Below are 16,742 nucleotides of genomic sequence, written 5' to 3' on the forward strand. Positions count from 1 at the left end.
TACAACGTATAACTAAAAAAAGCCCCCCAACGTCAATACGCGGGCGGCTTTTCTTAAGTTCAATTTACTAATTATTGACCGCTTTTACCGGCAATAGCGTCCTTCACGTGATCGTTATGAACGATAATTTCTTTAAATGAGTAAGCACCAGTTTTTGGAGACTTAGTCATTGTTATAACCTTAGAGTATTCTTTACCAGCTCCGGTTTTTAGGGTTGCAACTACTTTCTTTGCCATTTCTTTTTGAGTTGTAAGTTATAGATTGTAAGTTATAAGTAGATGCTTAGAACTTAGTACTTATAGCTTAGTACTTATAACTTCTATTTAATTTCTTTGTGAACAGTCACCTTTCTTAGAACAGGGTTAAATTTCTTTAACTCCAAACGCTCCGTGGTGTTCTTTTTATTTTTTGTTGTAACGTAACGAGACATTCCAGCCATGCCACTTTCTTTGTGCTCGGTACATTCTAAAATAACCTGAACTCTATTACCTTTCTTAGCCATTGTACTTTGATGTTTTACGTTCTACGTCCTACGTTCTACGTCTGGGTGCGCTTGCACGTACAACGTATAACGTAATACGTATAACTTATATATACCCTTTTTTAAGGAACTTATTAATTACGGCTGTAATGCCATTTTTGCTGATGGTTTTGATCGCTGAAGTTGAAACTTTCAACGTGATCCATCTATCTTCTTCTGGAATGTAAAACTTTTTTACATGCAGGTTAGGGTAAAACTTACGTTTAGTTTTTACGTTCGAATTAGAAACGTTAAAACCGTTCATCGCCATTTTCCCGGTTAAATCACAAATTCTCGACATGACTCTATGTGTATCTTTATTATTAATCCAACTCTTTAAAGAGTTTGCAAATATCGGGAGAAAAAATCAGATACGCAAGAGTTTGGGAGAAAATTAACCAAGAAAAAGACTGGATCGTGAAAGTTGAAAGTGGGAAAGGGAAAGTTGAAAGGGAAATCTGAGATGGGTGTACTCTCTCATCGCTGCAGTTTTTGACATGAAGATCATTTTAGCCGAATAACTGCCCTGGCAGAAAGCAGCCGTTGCGCCCCGGTTTAGCGCGCAATTGAATTGCTGCTAGGTCAGTTTGGACAATTGCTAACCGAGACGACGATGAATAGTGGCAATGCCACCACCAATTAAAACTGATCGACGCAAGCAGCTTTGGCTAATACCTGTTTGAGTAATAAAGTCAGGGCGTCTTTGCCAAACTACTGCGAAGAGCAGGACCATCGTTCCCTAAGGATTACTGGACCTGCTTTTCAAAATATCATTCAAAAAATAATGCTGTATAGCCGTCATAATTGTCCTGTCCGCTTTTTTTCCAGTCTTACCCTATCACATTTCAATAGCTAAAATCTTTATTCTATTGACATAAAGCTAACCGATGAAGTGTACGTACACGTTGCGCTTATTGACTTCTTTCTCCCCCGTCACAAATCTTATACACGATAATGCTCCATCCACTTGCTTCCTATACATGAGAAAACTATTTTTACCCCACAAACGACAAATTCGTGCTGCATAAGCAGTGTGAAAGAATATTTTTTATACTAATAAAATGGATCTTCGTATTAATTCTTTTGACGATTACAAACGTGTTTATGAATACAGTGTTGCTGAGCCTGAAAATTTTTGGGCCGGCGTTGCTGATACTTTTACCTGGAAGAAAAAATGGGATAAGGTTTTGGAATGGAACTTTGTTGAACCAAATGTACAATGGTTTAAAGGTGCCAAATTAAATATCACGGAAAACTGCCTTGATCGCCACCTGGAAAAGGATGGTGATAAAACAGCCCTGATCTGGGAGCCTAATGACGTCGAAGAGCACTACCGTAAATTCACTTATAAAGAGCTTCATTTTAAAGTTTGCCAGTTTGCCAATGTTTTAAAGAATAACGGCGCAAAAAAAGGTGACCGCATTTGCATATATATGCCGATGGTGCCTGAACTGGCGATTGCTGTTCTGGCTTGTGCACGTATCGGAGCTATTCATTCTGTTGTCTTCGGTGGATTCTCCGCCCAATCTATCGCCGATAGAATAAATGACGCAGAGTGCAGCCTTGTTATTACCGCTGATGGAGGCTTCAGAGGACCAAAAGATATTCCATTGAAAAGCATCATTGACGATGCAATTGTCCAGTGTAAATCCGTACAGAAAATCATCGTTCTTACACGTACCCGTACTCCGGTTTCCATGATCAAAGGCCGCGATGTGTGGTGGGAGGATGAAATCAGAAAGGTTGAAACCCAGGGTAACCCACTGTGTGAAGCTGAACCGATGGATTCCGAAGATCCATTATTTATACTATACACCTCCGGTTCAACAGGCAAGCCGAAAGGTGTAGTACATACGTGTGGTGGTTATATGGTATATACAGGCTATACTTTCAGAACAGTATTCAACTATGAGCCGGGCGAAGTTCATTTCTGTACAGCTGACATTGGCTGGATCACCGGCCATTCCTATATTGTGTACGGACCTTTATCGCAGGGAGCAACATCTTTAATGTTTGAAGGGGTCCCAACTTATCCGGATGCAGGGCGTTTTTGGGATATAGTTGATAAGTTCAAAGTCAATATTTTGTATACTGCTCCAACAGCCATCCGGTCATTGATGAGTTTTGGGGAAGAGCCCTTGAAAGGGAAAGATCTAAGTTCTCTTAAAAAACTTGGGTCGGTTGGTGAGCCAATCAATGAAGAGGCATGGCACTGGTACGATGAAAACATTGGAAAAGGTAAATGCCCGATCGTCGATACCTGGTGGCAGACCGAAAACAGCGGCATTATGATCTCACCAATCGCTGGAGTAACTCCTACAAAACCTGGATATGCGACGCTGCCTTTACCTGGAATTCAACCTTGCCTGGTTGACGAACAGGGCAATGAGCTTAGCGGAAATGATGTTAGTGGAAACTTGTGTATCAAGTTTCCATGGCCGGGAGTTATCCGTACAACCTATGGTGATCATGAACGTTGCCGCACAACTTATTTCGCAACTTATCCTAACATGTATTTCACCGGAGATGGTTGCCTGAGAGATGAGGATGGTTATTATCGTATAACGGGACGTGTGGATGATGTAATAAATGTCTCTGGTCACAGGATAGGGACAGCGGAAGTTGAGAATGCTATCAACATGCACGCCGACGTGATTGAAAGTGCGGTAGTAGGGTATCCTCATGATATCAAAGGCCAGGGTATTTATGCCTATGTTATCCTGGGTACTTCGGGGCATGATCATGAGCTCACAAGAAAAGATATTTTACAAACCGTTGCACGAATAATCGGTGCTATTGCTAAGCCTGATAAAATACAGTTTGTTTCCGGACTGCCTAAAACCAGGTCTGGTAAGATCATGCGACGCATCCTACGTAAAATAGCAGAAGGAGAAACCTCGCGCCTTGGCGATACATCTACTTTGCTCGATCCGAATGTGGTGGAGGAGATAAAGAATGGGGCGTTTTAGAAAGGTTTAGGGATCCAAGCTCCAAACATTTCCTATCCCCTATGGTTATCTATACTATAACCAAAAGATATTCACCATGGATAAGTTAGAATTAAAAGGCAGCTGGAATGAGCTCAAAGGAAAAGTAAAACAAGCATATGCTGATATGACAGATGACGACCTGAAGTACGAAGAAGGTAAAGACGATGAACTGTACGGACGTTTGCAGCAGAAAACAGGTAAGACACGGGAAGGTGTAATCGACTGGCTGAGAAGTTTATAGTGGGCTGGAGTGTCGGATACCAGTTATCAGTTGCTGGAATCAGGCTGGGTGGCTGGCATACGTCGCCTGAAACTTCACTAATCATATAATTCAGAAAGCTCCCCCAATAGGAGGGAGCTTTTTCATTATTGTATTTTAATAGTATAAATCTACGAGGAGCAGTGTATCCAGCAAACTGACACTGATCAATCCCTTTGATAGTTTGCATAGTCGATTACCCAGTCAACTTTCAACTTTCAACTGTCAACTATTTTGTAATTTCGTCACAATGAAGAATAAACCAACCATACTTGTTGTTAATGACGACGGTATTACCGCTCCGGGCATTAAAGCCCTGATAGAGGTTATGCAAACTTTAGGGAATGTAGTCGTAGTGGCGCCTGACGGCCCGCAGTCGGCTACAGGTCATGCTATAACTATTGCCAAACCACTTCGATTGGATGGGGTAGACCTGTATGAAGGTGTGGAGATGTATAAATGCTCCGGTACACCAGTTGATTGCGTGAAGTTGGCGGTTAATAAAGTATTCAAGGGTAAGAAGCCCGACCTTTGCGTGTCAGGCATTAATCATGGCTTAAATAATTCAATTAATGTTCTGTACTCGGGAACGATGTCTGCCGCTGTAGAAGGAGCGATTGAAAGCATACCGTCGATCGGCTTTTCGCTGGATGACTTTGAACTTGATGCAGACTTTAGCCATTGCAAAACATATATCGAAATTATAACGAAACAGGTTTTGAAGCATGGACTGGGCCTGGGCACCTTATTAAATGTGAATTTCCCTAAAGGAAATGCGATCAAAGGGATTAAGATCTGCCGCCAGGCTAACGCAAAATGGGCAGAGGAATTTGATGAACGCCTTGATCCGCACAAAAGGAAGTACTACTGGCTGACGGGAGTTTTCCAGAATAACGACCATGGTGAGGATACAGACGTTTGGGCGCTGGAACATGGGTATGCATCAGTAGTTCCCGTTCAGTTCGATATGACTGCTCATCATGCGATCCCAATTTTAAATACCTGGGATTTCGGTGAGAACAAAGGTTAGGCCTAATTCTGTTTTGCAGGGTATTTGTAATTAAGCCCTGCACGATCAACCGTTACCTGCCACAAATCTTGACACTTGATACCTGCTACTTGATACCTGCTACTTGATACTCACATGAAATACTACCTCATTGCCGGAGAAGCGTCCGGAGACCTTCATGGTTCCAATCTTATGAAAGCCCTCAAAGTGGAAGATCCTGGTGCGGAATTTCGTTTCTTCGGGGGCGATTTGATGAATGCTGAAGGAGGGGTTCTGGCCAAACATTACTCTGAAATGGCCTTTATGGGGTTTGTTGAGGTTGTTGCTAATCTTAATACCATCTTTAAAAATATCAAGAAGGCGAAGGCTGATATTCTCGCATTTAAGCCCGATGTGATCATACTAATTGACTTCCCGGGCTTTAATATGAAAATCGCACAGTTTGCGAAGGTTGAAAATATTAAGGTATTTTATTATATCTCACCAAAGGTTTGGGCCTGGAATCAACGGCGTGTTTTAAAAATTAAAAAATACGTTGACCGGATGTTTTGTATCCTGCCTTTTGAAATAGAATTTTATAAAAGCTGGGGGATGGATGTCGACTATGTCGGAAACCCAATTCTCGATGCTATCGCAGAGAACGAGCCTGACGATCAGTTCAAGATCACCCACGATCTTGACGTGAGGCCCCTGATCGCGCTTTTGCCTGGTAGCAGAAAACAGGAACTGGACAGGGTTCTGCCAGAGATGGTTAAAACGGCAGACTTGTTTCCTGAATACCAGTTTGTAATTGCAGGCGCGCCAACATTTAAAGCGGAGGATTACCTGCCCTATCTGGATGGCCGGCAAATCCCTGTAGTATTTAACGCTACTTACAATCTCGTCCGGAATTCAAAGGCTGCGGTAGTAACATCAGGTACAGCTACACTTGAAACTGCTTTGCTGAAAACTCCTCAGATCGTTGTATATAAAGGAAATCCTGTTTCCATTGCTATAGCCCGCGTTGTTGTTAATATCAAGTTTATATCTCTTGTAAATCTGGTGATGAACGATAGCGTTGTGAAAGAACTAATCCAGGAAGATTGTAACAGTAAAACCATCGCGCAAGAGCTGGATCTTATATTACATGACCAGCTATACCGGACTGGCATGCTAATAAATTATGATGAGCTTGCTGAGAAAATGGGTGGACCCGGAGCTTCGCAGAGGGCGGCAGCCTTGATGGTTGAGTATCTCCGCCGCTACCCGGTAATCGGTAGTCATTAATCAGTAATCAGTAATCGGGAAATCAGTACGGCGGGTAGTAATAAGTGTTAGATAATCAGTAACCGTCGGGTTAGACGATGCCATTGAATACTGATTACCATGGACTGTAGTTGGTACTACGCCATTTATCTTTAAAATGCCTTCATAATCTGATTGCTCACGGATTACCTGGAATAGGTCATTTGTACCAGTCACATTCTCCCCAAGTACTGGCATACCAGACAAGATCCCAAGCCCCGCCAACCAAGGATCGATTTTCTTCGTATATAAACCACAAGACAGGTTATCAACAAAAAGATTGTCCACTTGTTATTGTATCTATCTGACAAAGAGCTTTTTTTCTTAACTTAACATATGTTTACAAGGATCCTGTTTTTGGTCTGTTTATGTATTACTGGTTTTTCAGGCTACGGACAGGTCGTAACACAGTGTCCTCAAAACATCGGATTTGAAAATGGTACGCTGTCAAATTGGGACTGTGCCATCGGAAATATCTCTCAAACGGGAAATATGGCACCTAATGCTGTTCGCCCTGCTTTTCTCACTCTCGTGTCATCCAGTCCTATTCCCAACCAGCACACTATTATCCCTCGTGGTGGGAAAGATTATTACGGCGAGTTTTCAACTGACGCTCCTAATGGAAGCGATTACGTCGTGATGCTGGGAAATGATTTCAACGGGCGGGGTGCTGAAAGAATAAGTTATACGATTAATGTGCCTGCGAATGTCGACAACTATTCGATTATTTTCAATTATGCAGTTGTTTTTGAGAGTCCTACACATAGTTTTGACGAACAACCCAAGTTTACTGCCCGTGTATTTGATGTGGCAAACAATAATTCCACCGATTGTGGGTCGTTTGAATTTGTGGCGTCTGGAGGCCTTCCCGGGTTTATTACATCGCCCCATCCCGGGCGAAATCCCACCGGGGGAGGCGGTGGCGGTGGTGGGGGTGCAGCCGGGCCAGTTCCAGTACTATACAAAAAATGGTCGCCGGTTCTCGTCAATCTCGATGCGTATATCGGGAGAACGATCCGCCTGGAGTTTACTACAAACGATTGCAGTTTAGGCGGACATTTTGGTTACGCCTACATTGATTTTGATGAGAATTGTTCCATTCCTATAACCGGAAATATAACCTGTCCGGGTATTGAAAGTATCACATTGAAAACCTTACCTGGATTTTTTGGCTACCGCTGGTTCAATGCAAATACGAATGAATTGCTTGGAACGGGAGATAGTGTTGTAGTTTCTCCGGTTCCTCCTATAGGGACCAGGATAGGTGTTGAACTAGTGCCATATGCGGGACTGGGGTGCAGGCTGACGCTGTATTCAACCATCGGCGGGATGTATATGAACATAATTGATCCCCCTCCAAATTGCATTAGCGTAGATCTGACTGATATATCCCTGAAAGCAGGAAATAGTTCTGACCTAACATACACTTATTGGATGGACCCATTGGCAACTATACCCTTGAATGACCCCAAGCACGTATACATAACGGGTACATACTATATCAAAGGCAAAAGTTCGTCAGGCTGTGTGCTGGTAAGGCCCGTACGGGCACAGATAAGTCTTGTTCCACCGCTCATATTGACGAGGGTATTGCAAGCCGTAAATCCAGCCACAGTTGATATTACCACTGCATTTGAGAGAAATGAAGAGATCACTTATTCGTTCTGGCTGAATGCTGCAGCTACAGTTCCGATTCCTGACCCGACAAGAATAGGTCGAAGAGGAACCTATCATATAAAAAGTGTTACGGCTGACGGATGCATTTCTATTACACCTATTCTGGTGGATATAATCATACCGGATGTGATCATACCCAATATGTTCACACCTAATAATGACGGGGTTAACGACGAATTGACGGTACTATTAAATAGTAACGTGGAGGTTAAATACTTTAAAATATTTAATCGCTGGGGAGATGTGGTGTATACCACAAGTAATATCGATAAGTACTGGACTGGTTTCAAGGAAACAACACAAGTACCGGTGGGAGTATATTATTGGGTGATTGACGGCGTTCTGGAGTCAAAAAAGTATTCAAGGTCGGGGTATGTCACGCTGGTACGGTGAGCTAGACAATCTTTTCAACGCTAAAAAGTTCATATTTTGGACACAATAAACATGGTACGGTATGCAAGGCTGGCACGGACCAAAATTGAGCTGTTTTAAAACATGAATAAACGCGTCGCTACTGTCCTGTCAATAATCGGTCACCCCTTGTTAACTGCAGCAGTTTTCGCTGTATGTATGTTTTTCCATCTGGAAGAAGTAGTAGTGGCTTTCAGACATTCCATAATACTGATTTTGGGAATATTTTTGCCCCTTACGTTACGAATGTATATGTTTACAAAAGATGGGGTGTATACCAATTTTGACGTATCTGATCAGCGCCAAAGGCAGTCCTGGTATATCTTTGCTACCATGTTACTTGCCGTTTTTACGGTTTATTTATTCACAACTAATCAACCCCACAACCTCCGCTACTCAGTTGCTGGATCGCTGATTCTCCTGATAATTTCACAACTCATTAATTTTTACATCAAAAGTTCTTTACATGTATCAGTTAATGTTTTTCTCGGATTTTTAATGATGTCTGTGAATTTGGCAGCCGGACTGGTATTTCTAGTATTTACTGCGGTAGTTGCGCAATCGCGGCTGGTATTACAAAGACATACGAATTGTGAAGTTATGGCAGGTGCGCTAATTGGAGTAACAGTTGGACTCATAATTTTTTGGTTATTATGATGCCATCTCGCGAAGTGTAGGAAATCTGGAAATTGTCAGCTCAGTTAATCGGGATGCCAGATTTTTCCGGCATTCCCGATTCAATAAGCAGGAAACAGGTTGCTATTTAACCGTAAAATTAACCAGATAATTACCCCATACAAGAGAAACCACTCCAGACTTTGCAATCTTAAACGTCATTCTTTCGGAAAATGCAGCTGCTTTAAGCGTCTTCACAGTAAACCTCATTATATCAGCTTTTTGATCATATTCTGTTCCGGACTGGTTCCAGGTTTTGTTCAGAATTATTACCCATTCTTTTTGTCCTGGAATTGAATACAGGCTGTATTTCCCTTTTGGCAATGATTTTCCATTAATAGTAACGTTTTTGTTTACCTCGAAAACCGTCGCTTCATTCGCTCCTGTACGCCACACCTTTCCCCATGGCGCGATTTCCTTTCCAATAGTTCTTCCTTTAATTCCAGGCTGGCTGTAATCGATAGTAACTTTGGTTCCTGAGCTGATTGTTTCAGATACTTTCGCCGCAGGGCTTGGTCTTTGGGCGCAGGCTGTGGCACTGGCTAGTCCCGTGATTAGTAATGCTAAAATAAGTTGTTTCATATCTTCTGATTTTTTCAAATATATTAAATCTCATGCCGGCTCAAGGCTAGATCTATAGTAATGTTATAATGTTTTGTTCTTTATTTTGAGGAGTTCATCCTGCAACTGCTTTACATCGCTTTTTTCCTCTTTTGCCAGAGCTATGGCTTTTTCCTGGGTGGTCAGTGCCTCCGCATGAAATCCCAAACGGTACAGAATATGAGCAAGGGTGTCGTAGCTGGCAGCGTTGGGGATCAGTTCTATGGATCGTTTGCTCCATAACATGGCCTTACTTAAAGTATTTTGATTCCTTGTGCCGGTCATATAGATGTTGTAGGCACCATTATTCAGGTCTGCCGCAGTTGTGCTTGAGGGTACTGCATAGGAGACAGAACGGATACCTGCCCCCGGTGGTCTTGATAGCGCTGCCTGCTCGTTGGCATTGCTCCTGGCTTGATCCTCTATCTTACGATCAAGCTTTCTAATTGAATCTACCCCGATATTCATGTAGAATCGGTCGTAATGCTGAATCGCCTGTCTGAAATACGCGGTAGTATCTTTGATGGCTGAAAAATATTGCAACATCCGGGCACTACTGCTTTTTTGTCCCTGCAAAAAGTCGGAATTCCAGGTTCGCTGAGTAAAAGCTGATGCGGCAAAAGCACGGGCCATGTTTTTAGTTGCGATTGCACTGGCCATGGTATTTTCTATTATACGGTTGTTGATGGCTACCCGAACATCGTACATTTCGCGTTTGAAAACGCTATCCACCATCTTTCGGTTAGTATTCACCAACGTATACGCGCGTCCATCAGCAAGTGGCCCTGATTTTAAAATGAATAATACTTCGTTATAATTGTTTAGGTCACGCACGGCCAGATTATTGACATATTTTTCAATAATGTCAGCGTTACTTGTAATACCTGCATTTATTCTCTTATTGATATATTCTTTAAGGAATGCTACACTATCGTTGCCGGAAGCATACTGCCTGTCGTATTCCACAAGCGACTTACCTTTGCTGCGCTCCATTGCTTCGTCCAGCATCGCCGAAAACATCGGGGGTGGTAAATTGCCGACTCGCTGGTAGAGCAGTCCCCCCTTACTATCAACAAACACGAATACAGGAAAGCCCTGGAGCTTATATTTCGTTATGATTTCCTTAGAAGCTGAGTCAGACCTGTCAATCTTGAAGTTTACAAAGTTCTCATTGAATTTTTTCACAACCTGCTCATCCTGTAAGCCACTCAGGAAATTGTTTACAAACGCTGGAGGCTGAATTGTGACTAAAATACTAAGAGGCTTATTTTGAGCAATGGACTCCTTTTCCGCCTTTGCAAGCGAGCTTTCGTACTTTATAGTTTGTGACCTGGCAATCCCGGAACACAGAAGGAGTGCGCATAGGACGATGATTGATTTTTTCATAGACTGAAAATTACTTAAATAATTTTAATCACAATAGTTTGCTGAAACAATATATTTCATTTGCTATTTGCCTGAAAAATGCCGAAAATTGCATTCTACAAGAGGGGGATTAGCTCATTTGGCTAGAGCGCTTCGCTGGCAGTGAAGAGGTGATCGGTTCGAATCCGATATTCTCCACAGAATTATTTAGGGGCTGACAAGCCCCTTTTTGATTCCTAGGGTGTAATTAGGATAATATCTCATCATACCTTACTCCGAACCGCATGCTGCAAATGTTATAACCCATACTTTACTCTGCCTCTTTAATTTATAGTGGCAGTCCATGACGAAATTATAATAGTAGATCGTAACATCGGCAGAGTCTGCCGAAACATCAAAAGTCTTGATCTCGTATCTAAGCCTTTCATTTGTCATTTCATCCCGTAACCAAAGGCTAATTTTGGATCGGGCTGTTCCAGTATCAGATATATACTTAATATTCAGGTTACTTATTTTGATAGGCTAGCTGCCCCCAGTAAATTTATTTTCCAGTAAATGGATTGTATCGATCTTTCGTCATAACCCCAATTTCACGCAGAAAATTCAACACTTTCCTTTTTTTATTCCTGAAAATCCCAAATTTCCAATTACGATTTTCGCAATACAGCTTGCACTGGCTTTTCGAATTTCATAATCGTCGTTTTGCTACCTTTGCGAGTTTCGTAATTGGGCTTTTACGGGTATTGAAAATTTGGCAAAAGTGTCTTTAAGGCATTGAATGGCTTGATTCTTCGTATCTTATAGTATTAAAAACTAAAGCTATGAGAACACCAAGACTCTTCATTTATCCCGCTGATCTAATGAGGCTCAGCGGCAAAGGCGAGAAAACTTGCCGGCGGCTTTTACGAAAAATTAAAGCGCATTTTGGATTAGAAAAGGAGCATGAACTGACCTATTTTCAAGTATGCGAATTTCTTCGCATCCCGGTGGAACAGATTATTCCATATATCCGGATGTTAGTATTATAAACCGTCAGTTTTTATATCCGTCTGCGAATCTTTTTGAACAGCCCTGGTATCCACCAGGGCTGTAAATTTTTCATTCCTTCCTTCCTGTTGTTCACTGTTTTAGTATACACTGTTTTTGTAGCGTCCCAACCTCCCGATCAATATTTCAAGATTTGGTGGCATCGATTCTTAATCGAAGCTTGATCGAAACTTGATCGAAGCTAAGGCCTGTGTAATTTCGCTAGCCTGACATGCAAAATCTCCCACTGACCGGCACATAAATCCTTCATTCCTAATCATCGAAAGGGGCTCAGGTTTTTCCTCGATTTGGTAATAAAATTTAGCCGTTAATTCCTGCTTGCGGACAAAAGCGGACAAAACGGACATAAAGTTCCAAAACCAGAAACTAGCGGCATAAATCGGTCATAAAGGTCTATCAGTGAATCATTTATGTTTTATCGCCGTATATTTGATTAAGCATTTGATACCGGTATTGAGAAATGTGAAACAGATTTTTCATTTAAATTTTTAACATTATGGAACTTAAAAACAATGACCTTATAAAAGGTTCGAGCGGCCGATTCGGCGACCAGTTAGTTTACAGACAGCGCAACGGGAAGACAATTATTGCCCGGAGGCCTGTTAAGCGAAATACCCCGCCCAGCGTGATTCAGCAAGAGCTGAGGGAGCAATTTTCTGAGGCGGTTCTTTATGCAAAGGCTGTTATTGCCAATGAAGCAAAGAAGGCGATTTATCAGGGAAAGGCCACGCCTTACTATTCTGCCTACCTTCTTGCCCTTACAGATTTTCGTAAAGCGCCGGAAATCAGGAAGTATGACACATCTGCCTATTCGGGCCAGATCGGGGATGAAATCAGCGTTCGTGCTATAGACAACTTTAAAGTTGAACGGGTGATGCTGTTGATAAAAGATAGCTTGGGCGAAACCATTGAAGAAGGGGCCGCTGTGCTTTCAGAAAACGGCGTGGACTGGATTTATACTGCTACAGTTGTGAATCCCACACTCCCTGGCACTACTCTTTTTATCAGTGCTGCCGATATTCCTGGAAATATCACGACAGAAGAAGTGACCCTTTAGAGTGCTGTTTTCCGGCGATGGACACTTGTTGTCTTGAAAGGGGCCTTCGGGCCTCTTTCCTTAATGAGTGCGTGCTTGAGCTTCGAACTGACGATTGCCGATTTAAATAGTATAAAGTTACCATCTAATTTCAGTAAATTAGATTGCTTTAACTATCTGATCATGAAGCACTCCATTATTTTCCTTGTAGCTCTGATTTCTCCCGGTGCATTTACCGTTTCCCCTGCAGTAGAGCAACCGTTTGTCGTATACGAACGCGGCGCGAAAGTCAGCCGTGCAGACATAAAACACGACAACACCTCAAACGATAGAATAATCCAAATTGAAGCGCTCAATGTCTCCGGAGGTTCTATTTCGATGGGGCGCAGCAACCCGGTGCTTCCCCCTGCAAACATCAGCAGCATAATTTCAGTGAATGGAAGTTATGTGATGACCAGAGATGTTCGGAGATCCGGTCGTGGGGTTGTAATACAATTGCTGAATGTGGTCTATCCTTACCGGGCACGTCTCACTATTTCCGAGCAAATTTTCGAGTTTGAGGTTAAGCAGCCAGGGTTCTGGAAGATCAATATTGTAGTGTCTCAATAGATTATTGCTCGCGAATGACCTGCCCATTCAATTCTCAAAACAAACTAACAACTAAAGCTATTTTTTATATATTAGATATTACAAAAAACCTAAACATGAAAAGATCTAAACTAATACTACTCACATTCATTTCATTTATCTCATTTGCATCCGTTGCCCAAGAGAAACTTGCTTCGACAGAAAAAGAAAAAGCAAAGCCTGTTAAAGCTGAAAGGCCATTTTCGGTGATCGAAAAAGGCGCATTACTTAGCAAAGCTACATTTAGAAAAGATACGAAGGCTAGTGGAAACGTGATAGAGATCGAAGCACTTAATACAAGCGGTGGGTCGGTCTCTATGGGAAATTCCGGTGGGCAGCTTGCAAAGGCTGTTATGCCTCCCGCAACAATTTCCGATATCACTTCTATAACCGGTAATTATCTTTCCACCCGGGATGTGTCCAAATCCGGCCGAGGGGTTGTTATGCAATTAGTTGATGTTAATTTTCCTTACAGAGGCCGTATTTCAGTTTCTGGGCAGATACTGGAGTTTGAAATAAAGGATCCGGGATTTTGGAAAATAAGCCTTGCAGTTTCCGAATAATATTAAATTAGATACTACCTCCATGAAAATATTTGGATTGTCAATTCTTCTTGTGCTAAGCTGTTCGTTTTATGGTGCCTATGCACAGGATACTACAACGAAAGCTGAAAAGAAGGAAAAAATCAAGGCAGTGAAGCCTTATATTGTCCACGACAAGTCGTTTAAAGTTACCCGAGTTGATGTCCGTAAGGATATGAAGGGCGCGAAAAACGTCATTCAGATTGATGCATCAAATTCTGCGGGAGGTACGGGTATTATGGCAACGCAGACTGTTTTACCACCGGCGGTTATTACGAATGTGAACATCGTCAACGGTAGTTATAACCAGACTAGAGATATGGCAAAAACAGCACGTGGAATGAGTTTGCAGCTGCTGGACGTTGTTTTTCCCTGCAGGATACGGGTATCTATACTAGACCAGATGGTTGATGTGGAAATCACCGAACCTGGCTTCTGGAAGGTTACTATAGCTCTTGCTAATTAAATATAGCCAGAGAAATTTGCAAACTAGTTTTGCAATTTGTTGTTCTTAGGGTTATAATTGCAGTCATATGCCAACAGAACAGCAAAAATCCGATGTTTTCAGCGATGTAAGGAAAACTCTCGAAGCTCAAAATTTCCAAATTGTTTCAGAAGATCAGTCCCGTCCATGGGGTGGTTTTTTTGTGCTTGCCGAAGAGCAGGCCCAAAAATTTGCCGATAAGTATTTTAATGGCATTGCTGTCGATGATCTCAAAATTTCAGGTAAGCTGAGTCCGAAGATATTGATCGTTGCACCTGAAATGAGACTGTCCTGGCAATATCACCATCGCAGGGCAGAAATCTGGCAGGTAATGAAAGGTACGGTTGGGATAAAAACCAGTGATACCGACGAGGAAGGCGAAGTCAAATCCTATGCTGAAGGCGATCGTATTATCCTGCAAAAAGGAGAGCGACACCGACTAATCGGACTTAAGGATTGGGGTATTGTCGCAGAGATCTGGCAACATACTGATCCGTCGAATCCTTCTGATGAATCTGACATAGTACGTGTACAAGACGACTTCGGGCGCTAAACCCTGATTTCTCACGTTTATGATGGGAAGAGTTTAAATTTTCCTAATTTTGTCCCCTCATTAGTGCACACCTTATCTCACACATGGTTATTCTAGTTTTTTTCCTTTGTCACTGGTTCCTTTCCTTATTTTTTCAAACATTTTTCCTTCATAGATACGCTTCCCATAAAATGTTCAAAATGGAACCTTTCTGGGAGAAAACATTTTATTTGATGACCTTCCTTTCCCAAGGCTCATCTTTTCTGAATCCACGCGCTTATGCGATAATGCACAGGATGCACCATGCATACAGCGATACTGAAAAGGACCCGCACTCACCTCACTTCATAAAAGATGTTTGGGGACTGATGATCAAGACGAAGAACATCTACCTGGAATATGTGAAGTTTAAGGTAGAGCCTGAACCAGCTTTTCGCGACAGGTACCCAACCTGGTCCTTGATCGACCGTATCGGCGACCTTTGGATTACACGTTCGGTGTTCATCGCAATTTATATTGCATTTTATATTTATTTCGCCGAATACTGGTGGATGTTCCTCTTGTTGCCTATCCACTTTTTAATGGGACCAATTCATGGCGCTATTGTTAACTGGTGCGGCCATAAATATGGTTACTCAAACCATGATAATGACGATCATAGTAAGAACAGCCTTCCTTTGGATTTCCTGATGATGGGTGAGCTATTCCAGAACAATCACCACAAAAGCCCTAACAACGTTAATTTCGCTAACAGATGGTTTGAGTTTGACCCGTCTTATCCGATCATTAAGTTGATGCACCTTCTGAGGATCATTAGGTTGAGGAAGGTGTAGGAGGCAGGAACCATGAAGTAGGAAATAAGAAGGAAGAAGCGCGAGGTAGGAAACAGGAATGTTGAAGCCGGGGTAGGCTGATCGACACTTATTTCCAGTTAGAGTACAGCTTGAATATCTTAGCGCCAATTTCGTTTGTTTTATTGGTGAAATCACGATATTGTTGTTCGTTGATATAATCACAATCTTTGGCGAAACTCAACCATACCCGCGTCTCCTCCAGAGACCCAATTGCATAAACCAGGAATTTTTTGAGTTCTGCTTTATAGACCCGACGGCCAAAACCTTCTGCTATATTAGCGCATATAGCTCTGGTGGATCGAACAACTTGGCTGGTCAACGAGTACTTTTCCTCAGCAGGAAAAGACTTCGTCAACTTAAAAATGTCGATCGAAAGTTGATAGGATAGTTGGTATATATCGAGATCCGCAAAAGACTTAATCATAAGTAGTATTCTGCTGAAAGGTAGACATCCTGGTGGAATAATGGTGATCACCGAATGTTTCAATTAGTTTTCGGTATTATCCGGTGGCAGGATCCTGCTTCTTGCCTCATTCCTCCTGTCTCCTGCAAAAAAAAAGTCGCCCCATACAGGTCGACTTTCTTAGTTTTAGGTAGTTGGTGTATATTGAATCAGGCAGTCATTAATCTGTCCTGACGGTTGTTGTTAAAAGTTATGTGTTTAATCAGATTGATGCGTGCATTTCGGATAGCTTTAAGATCTGACATCAGAATTTCGTGTAATTGCTGATCGAATTGCTCTACTAGTTTCATTGCCTGGTTTTTAGTATTTCTTTTCATGATTCAGAGTT

The 16,742-nt window shown here is 42.1% G+C and carries 21 protein-coding genes and 1 tRNA gene; 14 read left to right on the forward strand and 8 right to left on the reverse strand.

Going from position 1 to position 16,742, the window contains the following annotated elements; all coding sequences use genetic code 11:
• Window positions 1-71: 71 nt before the first annotated feature.
• From B5X60_RS15535 to rpmB, 3 genes are all read right to left on the reverse strand, one after another.
• On the reverse strand, window positions 72-236 hold the full coding sequence (locus tag B5X60_RS15535) for a DUF4295 domain-containing protein (RefSeq protein WP_079703648.1): 165 nt from the start codon (window positions 234-236) through the stop codon (window positions 72-74).
• 83 nt (window positions 237-319) lie between these two features.
• A complete protein-coding gene (gene rpmG / locus B5X60_RS15540) occupies window positions 320-502 on the reverse strand; it encodes a 50S ribosomal protein L33 (protein ID WP_079703649.1) in 183 nt (60 codons plus the stop codon).
• Window positions 503-587: 85 nt separating this feature from the next.
• A complete protein-coding gene (gene rpmB, locus B5X60_RS15545) occupies window positions 588-821 on the reverse strand; it encodes a 50S ribosomal protein L28 (RefSeq protein WP_079703650.1) in 234 nt (77 codons plus the stop codon).
• Between the two features lie 760 nt (window positions 822-1,581).
• Here rpmB and acs point away from each other — a divergent pair.
• The 4 genes from acs (at window position 1,582) to lpxB (ending at window position 6,044) form a co-directional block, all read left to right on the forward strand.
• Window positions 1,582-3,489 (forward strand): acetate--CoA ligase, encoded by a 1,908-nt coding sequence (acs, locus tag B5X60_RS15550; protein WP_079703651.1) that lies wholly within the window; start codon window positions 1,582-1,584, stop codon window positions 3,487-3,489.
• Window positions 3,490-3,565: 76 nt separating this feature from the next.
• Entirely contained in the window at window positions 3,566-3,751 is a 186-nt protein-coding gene (locus B5X60_RS15555; RefSeq protein WP_079703652.1) for a CsbD family protein, read from the forward strand.
• 268 nt (window positions 3,752-4,019) lie between these two features.
• Entirely contained in the window at window positions 4,020-4,799 is a 780-nt protein-coding gene (gene surE / locus B5X60_RS15560; RefSeq protein ID WP_079703653.1) for a 5'/3'-nucleotidase SurE, read from the forward strand.
• 114 nt (window positions 4,800-4,913) lie between these two features.
• The gene (gene lpxB, locus B5X60_RS15565; protein WP_079703654.1) at window positions 4,914-6,044 is read left to right on the forward strand and encodes a lipid-A-disaccharide synthase; all 1,131 of its coding nucleotides are present in this window, start codon (window positions 4,914-4,916) and stop codon (window positions 6,042-6,044) included.
• Here the strand turns inward: lpxB and B5X60_RS15570 are convergent, their stop codons facing one another.
• The gene (locus B5X60_RS15570) at window positions 6,045-6,350 is read right to left on the reverse strand and encodes a hypothetical protein (RefSeq protein ID WP_079703655.1); all 306 of its coding nucleotides are present in this window, start codon (window positions 6,348-6,350) and stop codon (window positions 6,045-6,047) included.
• 48 nt (window positions 6,351-6,398) lie between these two features.
• On the opposite strand from B5X60_RS15570, the gene B5X60_RS15575 reads away from it, so the two are divergent.
• Both B5X60_RS15575 and B5X60_RS15580 read left to right on the forward strand, forming a co-directional pair.
• Window positions 6,399-8,132 (forward strand): gliding motility-associated C-terminal domain-containing protein, encoded by a 1,734-nt coding sequence (locus B5X60_RS15575; protein WP_079703656.1) that lies wholly within the window; start codon window positions 6,399-6,401, stop codon window positions 8,130-8,132.
• A gap of 102 nt (window positions 8,133-8,234) precedes the next feature.
• Window positions 8,235-8,807 (forward strand): hypothetical protein, encoded by a 573-nt coding sequence (locus B5X60_RS15580; RefSeq protein WP_139377505.1) that lies wholly within the window; start codon window positions 8,235-8,237, stop codon window positions 8,805-8,807.
• A gap of 102 nt (window positions 8,808-8,909) precedes the next feature.
• On the opposite strand, the gene B5X60_RS15585 is transcribed toward B5X60_RS15580, so the two are convergent.
• Window positions 8,910-9,407: a DUF2911 domain-containing protein gene (locus B5X60_RS15585; RefSeq protein WP_079703658.1), complete on the reverse strand. Its 498-nt coding sequence runs from the start codon at window positions 9,405-9,407 to the stop codon at window positions 8,910-8,912.
• A gap of 63 nt (window positions 9,408-9,470) precedes the next feature.
• Window positions 9,471-10,811, reverse strand: a complete 1,341-nt coding sequence (locus tag B5X60_RS15590) for a thioredoxin family protein (protein WP_079703659.1) — start codon at window positions 10,809-10,811, stop codon at window positions 9,471-9,473.
• Between the two features lie 103 nt (window positions 10,812-10,914).
• Between B5X60_RS15590 and B5X60_RS15595 the strand changes: the two genes are divergently transcribed.
• The 8 genes from B5X60_RS15595 to B5X60_RS15630 all read left to right on the forward strand — a co-directional run bounded on the left by B5X60_RS15595 (window position 10,915) and on the right by B5X60_RS15630 (window position 15,930).
• Window positions 10,915-10,988 (forward strand) — tRNA-Ala (locus tag B5X60_RS15595).
• 623 nt (window positions 10,989-11,611) lie between these two features.
• Window positions 11,612-11,818, forward strand: a complete 207-nt coding sequence (locus B5X60_RS18165) for a hypothetical protein (protein WP_139377506.1) — start codon at window positions 11,612-11,614, stop codon at window positions 11,816-11,818.
• 515 nt (window positions 11,819-12,333) lie between these two features.
• Entirely contained in the window at window positions 12,334-12,894 is a 561-nt protein-coding gene (locus B5X60_RS15605) for a hypothetical protein (protein WP_079703661.1), read from the forward strand.
• Window positions 12,895-13,056: 162 nt separating this feature from the next.
• On the forward strand, window positions 13,057-13,482 hold the full coding sequence (locus B5X60_RS15610; RefSeq protein WP_079703662.1) for a hypothetical protein: 426 nt from the start codon (window positions 13,057-13,059) through the stop codon (window positions 13,480-13,482).
• Window positions 13,483-13,577: 95 nt separating this feature from the next.
• Complete coding sequence (locus tag B5X60_RS15615; protein WP_139377507.1) at window positions 13,578-14,063, forward strand: hypothetical protein; 486 nt, start codon at window positions 13,578-13,580, stop codon at window positions 14,061-14,063.
• A gap of 22 nt (window positions 14,064-14,085) precedes the next feature.
• The gene (locus B5X60_RS15620; protein WP_139377508.1) at window positions 14,086-14,547 is read left to right on the forward strand and encodes a hypothetical protein; all 462 of its coding nucleotides are present in this window, start codon (window positions 14,086-14,088) and stop codon (window positions 14,545-14,547) included.
• Between the two features lie 67 nt (window positions 14,548-14,614).
• The gene (locus B5X60_RS15625; protein ID WP_079703665.1) at window positions 14,615-15,118 is read left to right on the forward strand and encodes a cupin domain-containing protein; all 504 of its coding nucleotides are present in this window, start codon (window positions 14,615-14,617) and stop codon (window positions 15,116-15,118) included.
• An 83-nt stretch (window positions 15,119-15,201) separates the two neighbouring features.
• Window positions 15,202-15,930, forward strand: coding sequence for an acyl-CoA desaturase (locus B5X60_RS15630; protein ID WP_079703666.1), 729 nt, complete (start codon window positions 15,202-15,204; stop codon window positions 15,928-15,930).
• Between the two features lie 88 nt (window positions 15,931-16,018).
• On the opposite strand, the gene B5X60_RS15635 is transcribed toward B5X60_RS15630, so the two are convergent.
• Window positions 16,019-16,375: a four helix bundle protein gene (locus B5X60_RS15635; protein ID WP_079703667.1), complete on the reverse strand. Its 357-nt coding sequence runs from the start codon at window positions 16,373-16,375 to the stop codon at window positions 16,019-16,021.
• A 188-nt stretch (window positions 16,376-16,563) separates the two neighbouring features.
• The gene (locus B5X60_RS18335) at window positions 16,564-16,731 is read right to left on the reverse strand and encodes a hypothetical protein (RefSeq protein WP_170878476.1); all 168 of its coding nucleotides are present in this window, start codon (window positions 16,729-16,731) and stop codon (window positions 16,564-16,566) included.
• Between the last annotated feature and the right edge of the window lie 11 nt (window positions 16,732-16,742).

This window comes from Daejeonella lutea (genome assembly GCF_900168015.1).
Taxonomy (GTDB): domain Bacteria; phylum Bacteroidota; class Bacteroidia; order Sphingobacteriales; family Sphingobacteriaceae; genus Daejeonella; species Daejeonella lutea.